Origin of the sequence: Anoxybacillus ayderensis, from assembly GCF_000833605.1 — a bacterium.
Taxonomy (GTDB): Bacteria; Bacillota; Bacilli; order Bacillales; family Anoxybacillaceae; genus Anoxybacillus; species Anoxybacillus ayderensis.
In genome coordinates this window covers 62000-79921 of the sequence record NZ_JXTG01000008.1, presented here as the reverse complement: position 1 = coordinate 79921, position 17922 = coordinate 62000, and the positions used below count along the sequence as shown (strand labels likewise).

The 17922-nt window shown below is 43.6% G+C and carries 15 protein-coding genes; 5 read left to right on the top strand and 10 right to left on the bottom strand.

What is annotated here, in order from left to right; genetic code table 11:
• The first annotated feature begins 37 nt into the window (after positions 1 to 37).
• Positions 38 to 1003: a C40 family peptidase gene (locus tag JV16_RS08860; RefSeq protein ID WP_042535327.1), complete on the top strand. Its 966-nt coding sequence runs from the start codon at positions 38 to 40 to the stop codon at positions 1001 to 1003.
• 23 nt (positions 1004 to 1026) lie between these two features.
• Here the strand turns inward: JV16_RS08860 and JV16_RS08855 are convergent, their stop codons facing one another.
• The gene (locus JV16_RS08855; protein WP_042535325.1) at positions 1027 to 2610 is read right to left on the bottom strand and encodes an S-layer homology domain-containing protein; all 1584 of its coding nucleotides are present in this window, start codon (positions 2608 to 2610) and stop codon (positions 1027 to 1029) included.
• Positions 2611 to 2722: 112 nt separating this feature from the next.
• On the bottom strand, positions 2723 to 6163 hold the full coding sequence (locus JV16_RS08850; RefSeq protein WP_042535323.1) for a S8 family peptidase: 3441 nt from the start codon (positions 6161 to 6163) through the stop codon (positions 2723 to 2725).
• Between the two features lie 236 nt (positions 6164 to 6399).
• On the opposite strand from JV16_RS08850, the gene secA2 reads away from it, so the two are divergent.
• Entirely contained in the window at positions 6400 to 8733 is a 2334-nt protein-coding gene (gene secA2 / locus JV16_RS08845) for an accessory Sec system translocase SecA2 (protein WP_042535320.1), read from the top strand.
• A gap of 16 nt (positions 8734 to 8749) precedes the next feature.
• Positions 8750 to 9619, top strand: a complete 870-nt coding sequence (locus JV16_RS08840; protein ID WP_042535318.1) for an accessory Sec system S-layer assembly protein — start codon at positions 8750 to 8752, stop codon at positions 9617 to 9619.
• Between the two features lie 181 nt (positions 9620 to 9800).
• On the opposite strand, the gene JV16_RS08835 is transcribed toward JV16_RS08840, so the two are convergent.
• Positions 9801 to 10250, bottom strand: coding sequence for a hypothetical protein (locus JV16_RS08835; RefSeq protein WP_035063140.1), 450 nt, complete (start codon positions 10248 to 10250; stop codon positions 9801 to 9803).
• A 188-nt stretch (positions 10251 to 10438) separates the two neighbouring features.
• On the opposite strand from JV16_RS08835, the gene JV16_RS08830 reads away from it, so the two are divergent.
• Entirely contained in the window at positions 10439 to 10855 is a 417-nt protein-coding gene (locus JV16_RS08830) for a helix-turn-helix domain-containing protein (protein WP_235045436.1), read from the top strand.
• A gap of 21 nt (positions 10856 to 10876) precedes the next feature.
• Here the strand turns inward: JV16_RS08830 and JV16_RS08825 are convergent, their stop codons facing one another.
• Positions 10877 to 11104, bottom strand: a complete 228-nt coding sequence (locus JV16_RS08825) for a hypothetical protein (protein ID WP_021094675.1) — start codon at positions 11102 to 11104, stop codon at positions 10877 to 10879.
• 365 nt (positions 11105 to 11469) lie between these two features.
• On the opposite strand from JV16_RS08825, the gene JV16_RS08820 reads away from it, so the two are divergent.
• On the top strand, positions 11470 to 11877 hold the full coding sequence (locus JV16_RS08820) for a YwpF-like family protein (RefSeq protein ID WP_042535316.1): 408 nt from the start codon (positions 11470 to 11472) through the stop codon (positions 11875 to 11877).
• Here the strand turns inward: JV16_RS08820 and JV16_RS08815 are convergent.
• From JV16_RS08815 to JV16_RS08790, 6 genes are all read right to left on the bottom strand, one after another.
• Positions 11874 to 12383, bottom strand: coding sequence for a class D sortase (locus JV16_RS08815; RefSeq protein WP_244463812.1), 510 nt, complete (start codon positions 12381 to 12383; stop codon positions 11874 to 11876). The two genes, JV16_RS08820 and JV16_RS08815, sit on opposite strands and share 4 nt — an antisense overlap.
• Positions 12347 to 13267, bottom strand: coding sequence for a processed acidic surface protein (locus JV16_RS08810; protein ID WP_021094678.1), 921 nt, complete (start codon positions 13265 to 13267; stop codon positions 12347 to 12349). The genes JV16_RS08815 and JV16_RS08810 overlap by 37 nt, the downstream gene beginning before the upstream one ends.
• Before the next feature lie 60 nt (positions 13268 to 13327).
• Positions 13328 to 14674 (bottom strand): aspartate kinase, encoded by a 1347-nt coding sequence (locus JV16_RS08805; RefSeq protein ID WP_021094679.1) that lies wholly within the window; start codon positions 14672 to 14674, stop codon positions 13328 to 13330.
• A gap of 49 nt (positions 14675 to 14723) precedes the next feature.
• A complete protein-coding gene (locus JV16_RS08800) occupies positions 14724 to 15152 on the bottom strand; it encodes a DUF1284 domain-containing protein (protein WP_021094680.1) in 429 nt (142 codons plus the stop codon).
• A 34-nt stretch (positions 15153 to 15186) separates the two neighbouring features.
• Positions 15187 to 15669 carry a competence protein ComK gene (locus JV16_RS08795; RefSeq protein ID WP_021094681.1) on the bottom strand — a complete coding sequence of 161 codons (483 nt, stop codon included), beginning with the start codon at positions 15667 to 15669 and terminating at the stop codon, positions 15187 to 15189.
• Between the two features lie 89 nt (positions 15670 to 15758).
• Positions 15759 to 17855: a methyl-accepting chemotaxis protein gene (locus tag JV16_RS08790; RefSeq protein WP_021094682.1), complete on the bottom strand. Its 2097-nt coding sequence runs from the start codon at positions 17853 to 17855 to the stop codon at positions 15759 to 15761.
• Positions 17856 to 17922 lie beyond the last annotated feature (67 nt).

The window sequence follows — 17922 nt, the reverse complement described above, 5'->3', positions numbered from 1 at the left end:
GAAATTGCAAGAACAATAGCGAAGTGAGGTGTATGTTGTGAGACGGTTCGTTTCAGCATTGCTTTTATTTTTCCTCTTCCCTTCCTTCGCCTATGCAAGCGATAGCTATGATCGGCTCGTTCCACTGGCGAAAAAATATGTCGGGGTGCCGTATCAATTCGGGGGGAGTTCAGAAAAAGGATTTGACTGTTCCGGATTTACGAGACATGTAATGAGTGGACTAGGCGTCACGTTAGCGCGGACGACAGCAGAGCAGTATAAGCAAGGAAGTGCGGTAAAAAAAGAAGACTTGCGCATAGGGGATCTCGTCTTTTTTGAGACGTATAAAAAAGGTCCGTCGCATGCCGGGATTTATATTGGCGACAACCAATTTATTCATGCGAGCTCTTCAAAAGGAATTACGGTTACTTCATTAGACGATTCCTATTATAAGAAACGATACATAGGAGCAAGACGCGTACTTGCATACGCACAGGACGCAGGGAAATTTCAAGATGTCGGAAACGATTTTTGGGCAAATAAAGAAATTGAAACGTTAGGCAAAAAAGAAATTGTGCTCGGATATGCAAAAAGCTACTTTAAGCCAGATGAAACGATGACGCGTGCAGAAGCAGCAGGAGTGATTGCTACATATTTCAATTTCGATATGAACAATCGAAAAGAAACGTTTACAGATGTGCCAAGCGACCATTGGGCAGTTGGCGCCATTAACGCGCTTGTGAAAGAAAATATCGTCAGTAAAAACGATAAGTCATTTCAACCGGATGAACCGTTGACGCGGGAACAGCTTGCCGTGTGGTTTGCGGAGGCGTGGAAGTTAAAGCGTGGTGCGGACGTGCCGTTTACTGACGTCAAAGAAACAGATGCGGCATATGATGCGATTGAAAAGCTCGTTGCATCAGGCATCGCGAACGGGTACGAAGACGGAACGTTCCGTCCGAAAGAAACGGTCACACGCGCGCAATTTGCGGTGTTTTTCTACCGTGCGATCAACGCAAAATAGCGAGGAAGGACAAGCCTTCCTCGCTATTTTTTATCAAGCGTCCGTTTTAAAAAGAGGGCAAACTGTCCACGTGTCACGACATCGTTCGGACGATACGGATTGTTGATCGTAATGCCGTTGTAAAAAAGCGTATCAATCGCCCGATACGCCCAATGAGAAGGAGGCACATCAAAAAACGATACATTTGTCGTCGGCTGTTCGTACACATCGGCATACACCCTCGTTAAAATCATCGCCATTTGGGCGCGGGTCATATATTCGTTCGGATATAGCTTCCCGTTATATCCGGTCAGCAATCCATATGCCTCAGCAATCGCCATCTCTTTATACCACGGATCCGTCGGTTTGACATCTTTCGCCTTAATGACATACCCTTCAGGCAGCGTCAGCTTTAAATCGCGAATAAGCATAAGGGCAGCATGACGGCGAGATATTCGTTCGTTCGGGCGATACGTTCCGTCCGGGAATCCTGAGATAATCCCCCGTTCATACAACAGCCGCGCAGCTTCTTGCAACTCCTCCCCGACGACGTCTGGAAAAAGTGGAGGGGTAGAAAGAAGCGAATCGATCGCTCCATACGATACACGCAACGTCGCTGAACCGCGATTAAATCCTTTAGTTGTCGGCTGAACGACACGGAATAATGCCGTATCGACAATCGTTGAGCGAAACAGCCAAGAAACTTGACTATTCAGCTTCGCCCCATCATATGTCGTTTCGTTTATCCCTTTTGGCACACTCCCGATATAAACAGAAGCATAGCGACCTTGTCCATCTTGTGCGTTTAAGTATGCCGTTGTATCGGCATATGTGTAAAGCTTTAGCGAATACACGTTATTTTTTACCGTATAGTTTGTCAGCAGTAATGAAAGCGGAGGTAGCGGCTCGTACGGAGCACCAAGCTGATTTTTCCAATACGTTTGCAGCGCTTGAAGCTCAAATGGCGTCGGAAGTTGGGCGTTCATTTGCATATGCCCTTTTAGTGCATGCGGTGACCCAAATAGCTGCACATAATCTTCAGCTAATATTTCAGGCATATACCATTCATATTTTCCACTCCCGTCAGCATGAACGGACGGATAGCGAAACAACTGGCGCACAGCGGCATACTGCGACTGCAGCCATTCGTTCGGTCGACGCTGTTCTTTATTTAACAAATAATAGAACGTAAAATGATGCCCGTATTCGTGTGCTAACGTCGTCGCCATTTCCTCAACCGTCGTCCATTCGTTGCCACCGTATAAGTGAATGTACCGATTTGGCAATAAAGCAAGCTTTGGGCTAAGTTGATATTGCGCAAAATATTGTCCAAGCACGTTTCGTCCTGCAGGGTAATCAGGAAAAATTTTTACACTTCCTAACAAGGAAAGTTCGGCACCATGTTTGTTTTTTAGAAGCTCTTTCTCAAGCTCGGCAAGCTTCGTTTCGGTCCAATATGAGCTGTAACTTTCAAACGTCACCCCACTCGTTCCTTTATAGCGCGCAATAAGCGGATAATAATCTTCGTACGCTTGCGCTTTTGCTTTATTTGTTAAATCAACGACATCAGCATGAGCTGGATGTTGAAAAAACAATAAAAAAAAGAACGTAAGCCATATGAATCGCATGTGATTCACCTCGTTGTCTATCAATCTATCATTTATTTTAACACGATCGGTCATAAGATGTAGCTGAAAAATGAGGAAGGTTGCCTACATATGCAGGCAACCTTCCTTTCATCTATTTCTTTGTAATAGAGAGCGTGTATGGCTTAGCATTTGGACGAGCGAGCGATTCTTCGATGACGATATAGTACGTTCCTTTTTTCAACGAAAGCGTACCGATTTCTGCATCGCCGTCACCGTAATAGTCGTACGTTTGGATGAGGCGTCCTTTTGCATCGAAAATGGACATGACGCCATCCATCGTGCCCGGTACATCGAGCTTTAATGTAAATGCACCGTCTTTTTCAACGACAAATTTGTACGCGTCTTTATCTCCATAGTCAATGATGTTCATGTATCCCGTTGCTTCATACGTATTTCCTTTTTTATAAAGAGAAAGTGGCTTCGATGGTACGTTGTTTTTCAAGACAGACGATGCGTCTTCATCTTTTTTGTTGAACGATTGAATACCAAAGTTGTAAGACTGAAGCGATAGTCCATCAAACATAAATGAGTTAGCAACAAAGAAATATCCGACATTTTTCTTCGCGCGGAACGATCCGTGTACGTCATATAACGGGCTCCATCCACTCGGGAAAAACGTGACAGCTTTGCCGTATTCGTCTTCGTCAATCGTCATATTGCCGTTCGTATCTTCAACGACGGAGATAATCGGGACTAATGTGCCGCGCAATCGTTTCGGCAGCGACGCATTTGGCTTACTTGGCTGTGCAAAAAGCGTCAACAGTTCGGTCGCTTGGCGATGTTTATAGTAGTAGTAATCGACATCGTTCGGAAGTACGAAGTTTCCTGTTTTCGTTTCATTGACGTTCACAACCGTTGCCTGAATTGGCTCGTTATTTTTCTCATTTTTATCTTTCGGTGCATCGATTAATTTTTTCGACGCAATGCTGTACGGTTCAGCGACCGGTTGATAATAGTCGTTTTGCACCGACATGTAATACGTTTTTCCTTCTTCCAAAATGAGCGTCCAATCTGTTTGTTTTTTGCCTGTCATCCAATCAAACGGCCAAAAGCTGTCTACATGCACGAGATCGTCTTTTTTCTCATCGTATTCAAATAATGTAGCTGAAGGCATCATATCTTCAGGTGTCGCAAACGAAAACTCGTACACTGCCGTTGTCGGGACAGTGAATCGGTAAAAGTCTTGATCCCCACTAAATTGAATGAACGCTTCTGTTTTGTCCCCAATGTTGTAAGGACGGGCATTTTCTTTAATTTGTCGTACTTGTTCTTTATCGAAATAACTCCAACTTCCATCGTCGATAATGACAGCGATGTCGTTCGGTTTGCGCATTTGTTCTTTTATTTTTTCAGCTTGTTCCACAGACCCACTTCCCGATGGTATCGGTTCACGTGCTGGGAAGTTGTCTTCATCAGCTGGAAGCGTCACGACTTCTGCACGAAGCTCATATGGAATTGCTGAACCCGTTAACTGTTTTACTTGATTGCTTGACATCGCCATATCAAACATCATTGGATAAAATCCGCCCATTGGTTCGCTGGAAGCTTCAACGACATATGGCACGCCCGGCTGCGCCTCAAACGTGAGCGTTTCTCCTTTACTTATGCCGTTATTATTTCCATATGCAATCGGGAATGTGATTTCTTTATATTTCGCGTCTGGATTAACAGGGCGATATAGCTCATCAGCGAAATAAATGTTTAACGATGAATCGATCCCTGGAACAGGCGACAATGTAAACTTCACCGTCGTTGGCTCTGTTACGGTAAAAAGGAAATAGTCACGGTCGCTTTCCGTTGCATCTTTTTCAGGGACAAACGTTAAGTTTTCTGCAACAAACGGCAACTGTTCAATAATAGCTGGATTTTCTTTTGTGATCCCATCGTCCGCAAGTTCTGTAAATGACTGTACAGCTAACGTATATGTTGACTTTCCTTGCAAGCTGTAGTTGCCGTTCGCATCTGTGACGCCGATCGCAAGCACGCCTGATTGTTTTGCCGTAAATAGTTTCGCTTCCATTTCACCTGCACGACCATCATTCACTTGAATCGGCTTGTCAGACGCTGTTTTTCCTTCTGGGTAAAAACGGAATACGAGCTTATAGTCGTATGATTGGGCTCCTTCGAGCAACGCTTGCACACTTTCACCTTGTTGAACGTTCACCTTCACCCAATGCATTTCCTCTGGCTTTGTGAACGAACCTGTTTTCACGTACGGTTTTTTCGCATCAATGACTGGCGCTTTCGCTAAAATCGTTTCATCGTTCCATTTTTCTTTTTGCGGCACATTTTTTATGTTATATTGCAACGCTGCCACTGGATTGACTAAACCGTTGCCGTACGTTAAATCGTATCCTTTTTCTCCTAAATCTGTCGCCGTACGTTCTAATATCCATTCGACTTGATACGGTTTTAAATTCGGATCTTTCGATAAAAGAAGTGACGCAACGCCTGCCACAACTGGCGAAGCCATTGACGTTCCACTTAACTCGGCAAACGAAGATCCTTTCGTGTAGTCATAAATCGGGCTGTACACGTCCACGCCCGGTGCCACAATGTCCACAGACGGACCGTAGTTTGAAAACTCAGCAAGTTTATTTTTGCTGTCGGTCGCCCCGACGCTAATGACGCCTTCGTATGAAGCTGGGATGGAGTACATATCTGTCGCTTCGTTTCCTGCTGCTGCAACGACCGTAATCCCTGCGTCAATCGCTTTTTGAACGGCTTCTTCTAAAATTGGGGAGCTAAAATAGCCGCCAAGGCTCATGTTAATGACTTTTGCCCCTTTTTCCATCGCATATAAAATGCCTTGGGCAATCGTATAATCGCTTGCCCCCCATCCCCCACCAAATACGTCAATCGGCAAAATGTTGACGTTTGGGTTGACGCCGTGCGCTCCAACACCGTTGTTGGCGTTCGCACCGATAATGCCAGCAACATGCGTTCCGTGCACATCTTTGATCGGCGCCCCTGCCGGATTGATCGCATTGTAAGCTGGGAGAAGACGCCCTTTGAACTCAGGATGTTTCGTGTCCATTCCTGTGTCGATGACAGCAACCGTCACATTAGACTTCCCAGCAAGTTTTAACGCCTTATCGATGTTTAAAAGCGATAATAAATACATATGATCTGCTTTCGGATCAGCTGAACCGAGCCGTTTGTATGTAAAACTTGGTGTCACACGTTTGACGGCTTTTAATTTTGCGTAATTTTTTATCACTTGCTGCATCTCTTTTCCTTTTTGCACAGTGACAACGTCATAACCTAATTGCGGAAACGACTGCTTCAATGTCGCTCCTAAACTACGATGCACAGCAGCCGGAATTTTCTCGCTGTACTTCACAATCAGCGTGTCGGTGCTCACTTGATCTTGCGCCTCTTCAAACCGTTTGTAAGCAAGAGAGGCTTGCCCTTTTGTCACTTGTTTTTTCCATTGAGCAATTGGCGGTTCCGTCGACGCTTGAGCGACCGTCGGCACGATGAGTGCGGAAGCTAAACTAACGGATAATGCGGTCTTCTTCCATTTTTTCATAAAAGTCCTCCTTCAAAAGAATGTAACATACATATTCGCCCTCAAAAGCAAATACACCTACTAAAACGAAAAAAAGACAAAAAAGTTTCATATTTTGATAATTTTTTCTAACAATCTTACAATATCACCCAAGGACAAAAAAGTAAAGAAATATTTTCCGGGTCGTGAAACATTTTGGGAACAATGGTATACTGTACGTTGAAACGATTTGATTTACAATAAAGGAGAAGGTTCCGATGTTATCTTACATAAAAAAGTTAGTCAACAGCGATGAACGGAAACTAAAAAACTATTATAAAACGGTGGCACGCATGAATGCGCTTGAACCAGAGTTTGAAAAAATGACGGATGAACAATTGAAAGCAAAAACAGAGGAGTTCAAACGTCGTCTACAAAATGGCGAAACGGTATTTGATATACAAGTCGAAGCGTTTGCGACTGTTCGTGAAGCGTCAAAACGTGTGCTTGGCATGCGCCATTTTGACGTTCAGCTCATTGGTGGGCTTGTGCTTGCGGAAGGAAATATTGCGGAGATGGCAACAGGAGAAGGGAAAACACTTGTCGCTTCCGCCCCAAGTTATTTGCGCGCACTTGAAGGAAAAGGAGTGCACGTCATTACCGTAAACGACTATTTAGCAAAACGCGACCGTGATTTAATCGGAAAAATTCATGAGTTTTTAGGGCTCACGGTCGGTCTAAACTTGCCACACATGTCGCCTGAAGAAAAACAAGCCGCATATCAAGCCGACATTACATACGGTGTCGGCAATGAGTTTGGCTTCGACTATTTGCGCGATCATATGGCATACAGTGTCGCCGATCGTGTCCAACGCCCATTTCACTATGCGATTATCGATGAAGTCGATAGCGTATTAATTGATGAAGCGAAAACTCCTCTCATTATCGCAGGGAAAACAGGGGTCAGCTCGGAGTTAAGCTATTTATGCGCTCGCATCGTAAAACATTTCGTCCGCAATGAAGATTACGAATACGATGAAGAAACGAAAACAGTGAATTTAACAGAACGAGGCATTGAAAAAATTGAAAAAGGATTTGGCATCGACAACTTATATGATCTTGAACATCAAGTGTTGTACCATTACGTCATTCAAGCGTTGCGCGCATACGTCATGTTTACACGCGATGTCGACTATATCGTGAAAGACGGAAAAGTGTTGTTAATTGACATGTTCACCGGTCGTCCAATGGAAGGGCGCAGTTTAAGCAACGGGCTTCATCAAGCGATTGAAGCAAAAGAAGGATTGGAGTTAACGGAAGAAAATAAAATTCAAGCATCCATTACGATTCAAAACTATTTCCGCCTTTATCCGATTTTATCAGGGATGACAGGAACAGCAAAAACAGAAGAAAAAGAGTTTCAAACGTTGTATGGAATGGATGTCATCCAAATTCCAACAAACCGCCCTGTCATTCGTCAAGACTTGCCGGATCGTGTCTTTGCGACAGTCGAAGCGAAATATAAAGCAGTCGCCAAAGAAGCGAAACGCGTTCATGCGACAGGGCAACCGATGCTCATCGGAACGACGTCCATTTTACAGTCGGAAAAAGTGGCGCAATATTTAGCAGAAGAAGGGTTGCCGTTTCAATTGTTAAACGCCAAAAGCGTCGAACAAGAAGTCGAACTCATTTCTCGCGCTGGCCAAAAAGGACAAATTACGATTGCGACAAATATGGCGGGGCGCGGAACAGATATTATGCTCGGTGAGGGAGTGGCAGAGCTTGGCGGATTGTATGTCCTCGGTACCGAACGCCATGAAAGCCGACGCATTGATAATCAATTAAAAGGACGTGCAGGTCGTCAAGGCGATCCGGGGCGCTCGCAATTTTTCATCTCGCTTGAAGACGACATGTTCCGTCGCTTCGCGAAAGAAGAGCTAGAAAAATTGAAAAAATCACTACAAGTAAACGAAGAAGGCGAAGTATTAAACAAAGACGTTCATGAATTTGTCAACCGTGTGCAGCGCATTTGTGAGGGAAGCAATTTCTCTGTGCGAGAATACAACTTAAAGCTAGACGATGTACTAAACGAGCAGCGTCGGACGATTTATACGCTACGCAATCGCGTGCTCGAACAAGAGGACGCCGTCACAATTGTCGCAAGTATGATCCCTGCGTTTCTTGAAAGAGAAATGGCTTATACATGTCCAGAAGATGTTATTCCAGAGCAATGGGATCTCGCTCGTCTCGCTGAAACGATCCGCCTTGTGACAAATGAACAAGTGACGTTCACAGGAGTAGTGGAACGAAAAGAAGTAGAAACGATCGTACAACAAGCGATTTCGGCATGGAAAAGACGCCTCGAAACGTTACAATATACAAAAGAACATCAACAGGCGTTAAAACGTGCTATACTTTCACTCATCGATTTTCACTGGACAAAACATTTAGAAGCAATGGAGTTATTAAAGGAAGGAATTGGGTTGCGCTATTACGGACAAGAGGATCCGATGCGCCAATATGCAAAAGAAGGGTTGGAGCTCTTTATAGTCATGTATCACCGATTAGAAAAAGATGTTTCCCAACAACTTGCCCAGCTCATCTTACAATAAGAAAGGAGATGGAACAATGTTTCCATTTTTCAAAAAGAAAAAACAAGGGGAAGATAGTACCATTCAAGCTGGTCAGTTATTTGACGGAGCAGATGAACAACAAGATGAAGACGTGCACACGACATTATCCATTCACCCAATGATGTCGCTGACGACAGAACAAAAATATTATTTTCAATACGTTAATAACGAATTGCCGCCGTTGAAAAAAAATCAAGTATCGTTATCCGGTGTGGAATGGAAAAAGGAAGGCGATCATTACGTTGTTACAGCATTTGTTCGCAACAGTTTGGACCAGCCTATTCGTTTTGACCATATGCCGTTATTGTTCATTGGGCCAGACGGAAAAGTGGTTGGAAGAAAAGTATTTCCAATGAGTGAACTTGGCGATATTCCGCCAAAAAGTAGCCGTCCGTGGCGATTTGTATTTACAACAAGTGACTTATACACAGAAAACATTCCTGAAACGGGATGGAAGTTAGCGTTTGAGTTAAAGAAGCCACATCGATTAGATTTAGAAGAAAGTTGGCAGCAGCATTTAAAAGAAGAAGACAAGCAAAAACTTGAGCAACTCGTGCGCTCCCTTACTCCACCAAAGCAAGGCGAGGTAAACGTCATGGGGTTGCAAGCGCTCATCAACAACGAAGGGAATTTAGTCGTCACCCTACTCATTCGTAACGGTAGTGATAAAAACATTACGTTTGAGCAAATGCCATTAATCGTCGAAGATGCATCGGGGGATGTTATCGCCCGCGGAGCATTTACGTTACAACTAGAAGTAAAAGCAAACACAAGCAAGCCATGGACATTTATTTTTCCAAAATCTCTTTTACAAAAAGACGAATTTGACTTTTCCACGTGGCGTGCCTACATTCCACAATCATAAAAGAAAAAGAGCTGATGTTGTCATCAGCTCTTTTTCTTTGCCTCTGGCCACCAACCGCTCTCTATCGTAAACAGAAGGAAATAGTACTACAGTTATATTTTAGCATCATTTTTTATGTTTAACAAACATATTTTTTGTTTTTTCGTATGATTTTTTCTCCTCTTTCACCTCTTACACGAAACTAAAATAAACAATAACGAATTTTCTGCCCAGAACGAATGGAAACTGAGCGGACTGTACATAGGATGGCCCGTTCTTCAGCAGCTGTGAGGTCGTTCATCGGTGCGGGGATGTAGCGCTTCTCGAGGTCATTCCAACGTTTGACGCATACTTGCAACTTCCCTTTTCCAAACAAAAGCGTCACGACAATCATTAGTTGATCGTCTATCGTTTTAAAAAATAAAAATACATCATCTTTTGTTGTACATGTAATCATGCGATAGCGAATTGGTTCCAGCGGCAACTTTTCGATCGGTGAGATAAACTGAAGTGAATCAGAAAAGTGAATTGGTTCAATTGTTCGGGACTCATGAAAAGGAGGATACGGTTTCTCTTTAATAAGCACTTCACACGTTTTTCCTCCCCTCTTTGTTTGATGAACAATGAAATTCGAAAAATAAATATTCACAATTCATCCTCTCCTTCAACTTTTTCCAATGTATATTTTTACATTTAAAGAATATTCAATCAACTTTTTTCGACAAAGAACTTGTTGATTTTTGTTCTATTTTTGAACATTTTAATTTTTGTTCTTAAAAAGAACAAAACATCCCTTGTTCTTCTTCTATTGTAAAAAGAAAAAAGGGAATTTGGTGGAACATGATGTTACAACATATGAGCGAACAAATTAAACGTTTACGCAGGGCAAACCATTGGACGCAAGAGCAGCTGGCGCAACGGCTAAATGTATCTCGTTCAAAAGTGAGCAAATGGGAAAACGGCGAGGTGCTCCCTGATTTAAAATCGATCATTGACATGAGCGATTTGTTTCGTGTGAGCGTTGATTTTTTACTTGGCAAACATCCGACAGATGAACAACTGCTGCAAGAAGTCAAACTCGCGTACGGAACGAATGAGATGGATGAAGAACGACTCGCGCTTATTCGTTATATAAATGAACAGCGTGAGCTCGCAAAGCGTCTATATGCGTTGCAATCATTGCCTTCGCATAAGCGAAAACGAGTGGAAGAAGTAGTCATAAAAATGATTGATGAAATGATTGAAGCATTGAAATAAAAAAAAGGGGCTTTTTGCCCTTTATTCAATGCCAATTAATTTTTTTAACCGATACACGTCAGCCTCTGTTTGCCATTGTTTTTGCGCATGCAATTCAAATTTATCGTGCAGCTTGTCCACTTTTGTTTCTAACTTTCCGATGCGCACATGCAGCTCTTTTATTTCTTGTTTCAAACTTTCCATCTCTGCGCGCATTTCACGCACTTCATACAGCAATTCTTTTACGGCTTGTAAAACTTGGCTTTCCATTTTCTATTCACCCCTTTCTCCCCCCCTAGCATATCACTCCCATCATAGACGGTCAATTGAAAAAAAGAGGCTAGCAAGGGGGGCTAGCCAAACTGTGAGGGAGCAGTAAGAGGACGCATTTTGGAAGGAAATGAGAGGAATCGGTTTTGCATCACCTCCTCGACTCATATGATACGGGAAGGAAAAAATAATGTAAAATTTCGATTTTTCAATTTTCAAGCGATTTTTTTCGTTTTTTTGCCGTTTTTCGGCCGTTTTTGACGAAAAAAGTGCTTGAAAATTCAATTTTCACTTTTTCTTTTCTTTTTTTGTTGTATGTTGTTCGTATGATATAATGGAAATAACTACTGTTGCGAGGTGGTTTTGTGAAAACATTTAAGCTCGTTGCGCTCACGCTATTACATGAGCAAAAACAAGACATTCCGCTCATTGACGGTTTAATGATTAATAAAGAAGATGAAAATAAACGATGGCTCGTTGAAGCGTATATCGAGCAAACATATCGCGAGTTGTTTACATCGTTAAAAGAAAACGGAACGACGTTTGATGCACTCGTCACGATTTCACGAACAACGAACGATCCCGCCCACGTCCGTGCCACCGTCCGTTCGGTGACGTTGATGGGTGAACGAATAAGCGTATTAATGGATGCGACAATTGTGAAACGCTCCAATTTAGCTGAAGTCGTATTAGAAGATTTAGTTCAACGCGGACTGCACGGCGAAACGCTTCTACAACAATTTAAACAACAAATGCATACAAAAAAAGGCTAACGTTTTTGTTTCGCCACGACGACATACCGTTTCGGAGCATCCCCGATCCAGCGAAACGGATAGCATGTAATTAACGTCAACGTCGGATGTGCCTTTGGAACGAGCACCGTTTGATCGTCAGGACGAACGATGCGAATATGTTGCACGACATACGTCCACGTTTTGTCGTTCGTCCGCACGATCAGCTCATCGCCTAATTGAATGTCACCGAGCTGGCGAAATACCGTATCGCGATGCCCTGCTAGAATGGTATGGTTTCCCTCCCCTGGGAGCGCGCTTCGTTCATCATGTGCGACTCCCTTATCCAATTGTTCCATCCCTTCGTAAATCGGCATATATATGTTTTGTTTCGGAATGAAAAGCGTCCCGATCGCATCATGCGGTTGTTCACTCTGTTGCACTGCTTCATACGCCCGATGCCAACCGAGCGCATTTGCCCAAATGAAAGATGCCCCAAAAAGAAACAACGCTATCGCAACGGCTCGCATCGTTTTCCCTTCCTCCATAACACGAAACTTCCTAACAAAAAGCAAACGCCGATGATGATGTTCATTCCGTACGAAGAAGCTGTTTTTGGCATGCGCGCAACGAGCAAGCCGCTTTCTAAATCGAGCGCCATCATGCCGATATGTGCGAGCTGTTCGCTTACATCAATAAACGTACTTTCATTCATTCGTTCGCGCGGAATGTACACATCCGCAACAAAATTCCCTTTCTCATCGTACCATTCCATCACGACAGGGGCATGAACGGTTTGTAATTGTTCAAACGAAATTGGTGTTCGTCCTTGTTCGTTGACTTCATATACTTTTGCTTGAAGCCGATAAAGTGAGAGCCATTCGTTCCAAAAATGGAGCACCGTTTCTCGCTCTTGTTTTGTTAACGGTGTGGATGGATCGCGCAAGACGAGCGTTTGCATTTGTTCGTCGAGACGTTCAAATGTTTGTTTTGCAGACAGAGGGGTACGTTCAAATAAGCGACGAATTTCATCTTCCGTTAGCCCAATCGTCGCTAACATATCTGTCATCGCTTGCATCGTATCGTAACGGTCGCGGTAAAACGATAACGCATAATTTAAATCTTCGACGAACGTATAATGTTGCAGTTGTTCACCGAACTGCCCGAGAAGCGCTTCCGCTTCTTCTCTCGTCATATCGTACCGTAACAACAACGCATCGAGACGTTCAGGCGTGATCGGGGTACCGAGCTGCTTTTTTAACGCATCAAGCGATGAAAAATCGTGAATCGTCATATTCCATTTCGCCAAATAACGCGTCAAATCTTCCATCGTCCACCCGATGTCTTGTACATACTGTTTTACTGCTTCTTCATATGTCGCTGCTTGCACTGGTGTGGCGAATAAAAAAAGAAATAACCATAGCACGCGCATCTTTTTTCCTCCCTTATGTGTGCTATGGTTATTTTGTTCGATTATTCCATTTTTATACGATTAAAAATATACTTCATATAGTGCGCGCACCGCTTTTTCTACCGCATCGGCTTTGACGCCAAACATCATGCTGACTTCCGATGAGCCTTGGTTAATCATTTCGATGTTGACGTTCGCCCGTGCGAAAGCCGCTGTTGCTTTAGCTGCAATACCGACGCTGCGCTCCATTCCTTCCCCAACGACCATAATGAGCGCCAAATCGCGTTCGATCGACACTTCATCGACACGCAATTCGTTCACGATGCGATGTAATACGCGGCGCTCGACGTCGCCTGCTAATTGTTCTTCACGTAAAATGACAGACATGTTATCAATGCCTGATGGTGTATGCTCATATGAAATGCCTTCGTCTTCTAAAATTTGTAACAGACGGCGTCCAAATCCGATTTCGCGGTTCATTAAATATTTGCTGACGTTAATGCTGCAAAATCCTGTATCGCTGGCGATGCCTGCCACCGGACGTTCACGATGGTCTCTCGTTGCGACGATCATCGTTCCTGGCGCTTCTGGATTGTTCGTATTTTTCACACATACTGGAATGCCGCGGCGATATACAGGCTCAAGCGCTTCATCGTGAAAAACGGAAAACCCAGCATAAGACAATTCGCGCATTTCACGATACGTCAATTCTTTTAATTGGCACGGATGCTCAACGATCGACGGATTGACGCAATAAATGGAATCAACGTCTGTAAAGTTTTCATACAGCTCTGCTCCAACACCTGCCGCCACGATCGAACCTGTAATGTCCGAGCCGCCGCGCGGGAATGTGACGATATGACCTGAACGGGAGTAGCCGAAAAAGCCTGGAATAATTAAAATGCCGCTTCGTTCATTTAATTTGGCGAGCTGTTCGTATGACTCAGGTAACACTTGCGCATTGCCCGGTTCGTCTGTGACGAAAATGCCTGCGTCTTTCGGACTGACGTAATGCGCCTCATATCCGAGCTGGCGGAGATAATGCGCCATCAGTTTTGCATTGTTATCTTCCCCGCTCGCTTTTAACGCATCGAGTAAACGTTCTGGCTGATCATGATACGTATCGATGAGTTGTTGTAAATGGGCGGAAATGACATCTAAAATGTCGCGCGACAACTGTAAGTCAGTTACAATTTCATCATAGCGCGCAACGACTTGGACGAGCACCCCTTCGTATATGTTATTTTCAATGACTTTTTTCGCCAATGCAATTAACAAATCCGTCATTTTTGTGTCGTCTTTAAACCGTTTTCCCGGCGCAGAGACGACGACAAATTTGCGCGCTTCATCCGATGTGATGATGTTTGCTACTTTTTGAAATTGCGCTGCATTTGCAACAGAACTTCCCCCGAATTTTGCTACTTTCATATGCAATAACCCTTTCTTTCTATTTTTATTTCATAATCATAGCACAACTTTATTTGTTTTTGTCAGAAAAGTTTTTTAATTTTCGTATTCCTTCTTTACAAACGCCATACGACAGCCATGAACACCCTTCACAAAGCATGTCTAAATCATTCGGTTCAACCATTCGTTTCGTTCGTTCGATCAGCTCGGATTTCATATATACGCCTCGTTCTTCTAGCTGTAACTGGTTGAGCACACGTCGATCCATTGCCAACACATGATCGTTCGACGCTTCATCTGCTTCACAGCGATCCATCCCATGATGCGGGCATGCATCACATGCTTCATCGAGGGCGGCGATGACGCGAATCGGAAAATCGTACTCGTCGTTTCGTATATCATCGACAATTTCGCTCATTTTTTTGACGAACGATTCACTATACCCCATTCCTTGAAACCCATGTACACATAATAAATGATGTCCTCGTAACGTCCGCATCGCTTTTCTCTTTTCTCCCTCGAAATATTATACACTATTTTTCATAGTTATTCACTATTCTTTGTTGTAAAATGAAAATTAACATCGCCGTTTTATACATCTTCCCTTCCATCGTTCCTTTTTGTATATCAACAATTAATTGTTTATTATTTTTTAAAACGACTTTTGTTTTCTTTTTCCCATGCGGTTGTATCGTCTTGATGTGAGATTGAGCAATCCATACGCATCGGTCGCTGTCAGGAGAACATGTTGGAAAGAAGTAAAGCCGAAGCGCTTCACAAACGGAGACGGGAGCCATTTGCCGAATGCCGAGAATATGTTTTGCTGCTTGTACTTTCCCTTCATACGTACTTCCATAATAGCGGCAGCTTTGTTGCATAATTTGTTTCGGCGACTGGTCCACTTTGTACGTGTCGTACAGCTCATAAACGATTGTGCCAAGCCGACCGTATTCATCATATTGCGGCACGAGCGCAGCCGTTTCCTCCATAATAATGTATTCTTCCATCCGTTCCATCCAAACTCCCCCTCACAAATATATGTTCGCATTTATTATAATGAATTTTCATAATTTTAACAACAAAAATCCCGGAGAAATATCCGGGACTAAACGGTAAATTGCTTCCCTTTTTCCGCTAAATGTTGCGCCTTGTCGCTTAACGTTTGCACGTTTGCGGCAATTTCTTGAACAGCAGAAAGCAATTGTTCGTGTGCAGCTGCTGCCGTTTGTGTTTGCTGTTCTGCTTCTTGTGCGATCGCTTCGGTCTCTTTCATCGTCATCGCCAGTTCATCAAACGCATTTGTCATCACCGCAATTTTTTGAGCGACGTCGTCCATTTGTGTCATGACATGATTTGTCGTTTGGTGAATGCGGTTAAACGTTTCGTCCGCTTCGTGTGCGATCGTCATGCTTTTTTCGGACTGTTGTCGCACATGTTGCATCGCTTCCACCGATTGTGACGTATCCGTTTGCACTTCTTGCAATAGCTCGCGTATTTGCTTTGCAGATAAAGACGATTGTTCCGCCAGTTTCCTTACCTCGTCTGCGACAACGGCAAATCCGCGACCGTGCTCGCCTGCGCGCGCGGCTTCAATGGCGGCATTTAACGCAAGCAAGTTCGTTTGTTCTGCAATGTTTGTAATCATCGTCGCCATTTGGGCAATATCGGCAGAGCGTTGATGCAACGCTTGAATCCATTCGCTTGATTGCGTAATAAAATCGTTCATCGTTTTCATTTGTGCAATCATTTTATCCATCGCCGCTGTTCCTTTTTCGGCTTCATTTGTCATTGCTCGCGCCGCCTCTGCTGCTTCTTGTGAACGAGATAAAATGTAGTTTGTATCGTTGACAAGCGTATGAACAGCCTCGACATTTTGTTGCGCCCATATGCGTTGCTTGCTCGATCCAGCGGCGACTTCTTCCATCGTTGCACCGACTTGTTCCATCGCTTGCGCTGCTTCTTCAGTAATCGCAGTCAACTCGTGAGCGGATGCGGACACGTCATACGTCAATTGTTGGTTGGCGCTAATCATCGAACGGAATGAAGCAACGAGCGACTGGAATGATTGAGCAATACGCGCAAATTCGTCGTTTGACGAGACGGACATTTGCACCGTTAAATCCCCACTTGCCGCTTGTTTGCTTGCCTGCTCAATCGCTGTAATTTGTTCACGCACCGCCATGTAAAAAGCGATAAACAAGTAAATGACAGCTGAAACAGCGAACGCCCCTAAGCCGATCGTCGCCCATTTCTCAATCGTCACCGCCCGATATTCACCATCTAAGTGCGTTTGAAACGCATGTAATGAAAAGCGAGCCAAATCATGAAGCTTCTCATGTGCGTCGTTCGTTTTTTCATATAAGTCAACCGATGTTAACGAAATGCGATTCGTTTGCAAAAATTCGCGTTGAAATAAGCTTGTCATGCTTAATAAATCCGTTGAGATGATGTCATTATATTGTTGTACTTTTTTGCGCATCTTTTCATCGTCAGCAAAAAGCGGAGCAGTTGCACGGCTGATCGTTTGCATCGACGTTTCTAATACGTTTATCCAATATGTCATTTTTGAACGTTCAATTTCATACAATTCGCTTTTTAACGTCAGCTCTGCCGCAAACGACTGCACCCCTCCGATCGTTTCCGTCAGAAATGGCACGTGCTCAACAAATAGACGGGCTAAATAATGATTGTTCATATCGTTATCGAGCGACACGTTCGAACGGCTAGCCACATGAAGCAACAATTGATGCAAATCGTAGACGAGAGCGTTATGACGCTTCACCGCCTCGCTTGCCGTGTACATTTTCCAATTGTCTTGCACATCTTGCATTTGCTGCAATAACTGCTTCCATTTCTCTTCCTCAATAAAGTTTGCTTTTTGCTCTTTATGTACGCTTCGTAATGTTTGTATTGATTTTTTCAACATCGCTTGCGCCTCTGCTACTTTGTCCTCTTTCCCGTGTCCGAGAAGAACGGTCGCCGTATATTCGCGATGTTTTTGTATGCCGTACATCGCATCAATCATCGGAGCGATGTATGCCACTCCTTGCTTTTCTTTTTCAAGTAGCGTCGCTTTATCGGTCAATAACCGAACGTACAAGACGCTTATTGAAAAAAGGGTGAACATAAAAATGGTTGCGAGCAACATAAACTTTTTACTAAAAGGCAAGCGATTCAATAGCTTTTTTCCTAACGTAAACATCGGCGCATTCACGCTCCTTACGAAAACAATATGTCTATATTGTTTTCTATTTTATCAGACGATTCGT

Coding starts and splice junctions, on each gene's coding strand:
- JV16_RS08855 (WP_042535325.1), bottom strand. CDS start 2,610: ATGCGATTCATATGGCTTACGTTCTTTTTTTTATTGTTTTTTCAACAT.
- JV16_RS08850 (WP_042535323.1), bottom strand. CDS start 6,163: ATGAAAAAATGGAAGAAGACCGCATTATCCGTTAGTTTAGCTTCCGCA.
- secA2 (WP_042535320.1), top strand. CDS start 6,400: ATGTTATCTTACATAAAAAAGTTAGTCAACAGCGATGAACGGAAACTA.
- JV16_RS08840 (WP_042535318.1), top strand. CDS start 8,750: ATGTTTCCATTTTTCAAAAAGAAAAAACAAGGGGAAGATAGTACCATT.
- JV16_RS08830 (WP_235045436.1), top strand. CDS start 10,439: ATGATGTTACAACATATGAGCGAACAAATTAAACGTTTACGCAGGGCA.
- JV16_RS08825 (WP_021094675.1), bottom strand. CDS start 11,104: ATGGAAAGCCAAGTTTTACAAGCCGTAAAAGAATTGCTGTATGAAGTG.
- JV16_RS08815 (WP_244463812.1), bottom strand. CDS start 12,383: ATGGAGGAAGGGAAAACGATGCGAGCCGTTGCGATAGCGTTGTTTCTT.
- JV16_RS08810 (WP_021094678.1), bottom strand. CDS start 13,267: ATGCGCGTGCTATGGTTATTTCTTTTTTTATTCGCCACACCAGTGCAA.
- JV16_RS08805 (WP_021094679.1), bottom strand. CDS start 14,674: ATGAAAGTAGCAAAATTCGGGGGAAGTTCTGTTGCAAATGCAGCGCAA.
- JV16_RS08800 (WP_021094680.1), bottom strand. CDS start 15,152: ATGCGGACGTTACGAGGACATCATTTATTATGTGTACATGGGTTTCAA.
- JV16_RS08795 (WP_021094681.1), bottom strand. CDS start 15,669: ATGGAACGGATGGAAGAATACATTATTATGGAGGAAACGGCTGCGCTC.
- JV16_RS08790 (WP_021094682.1), bottom strand. CDS start 17,855: ATGTTTACGTTAGGAAAAAAGCTATTGAATCGCTTGCCTTTTAGTAAA.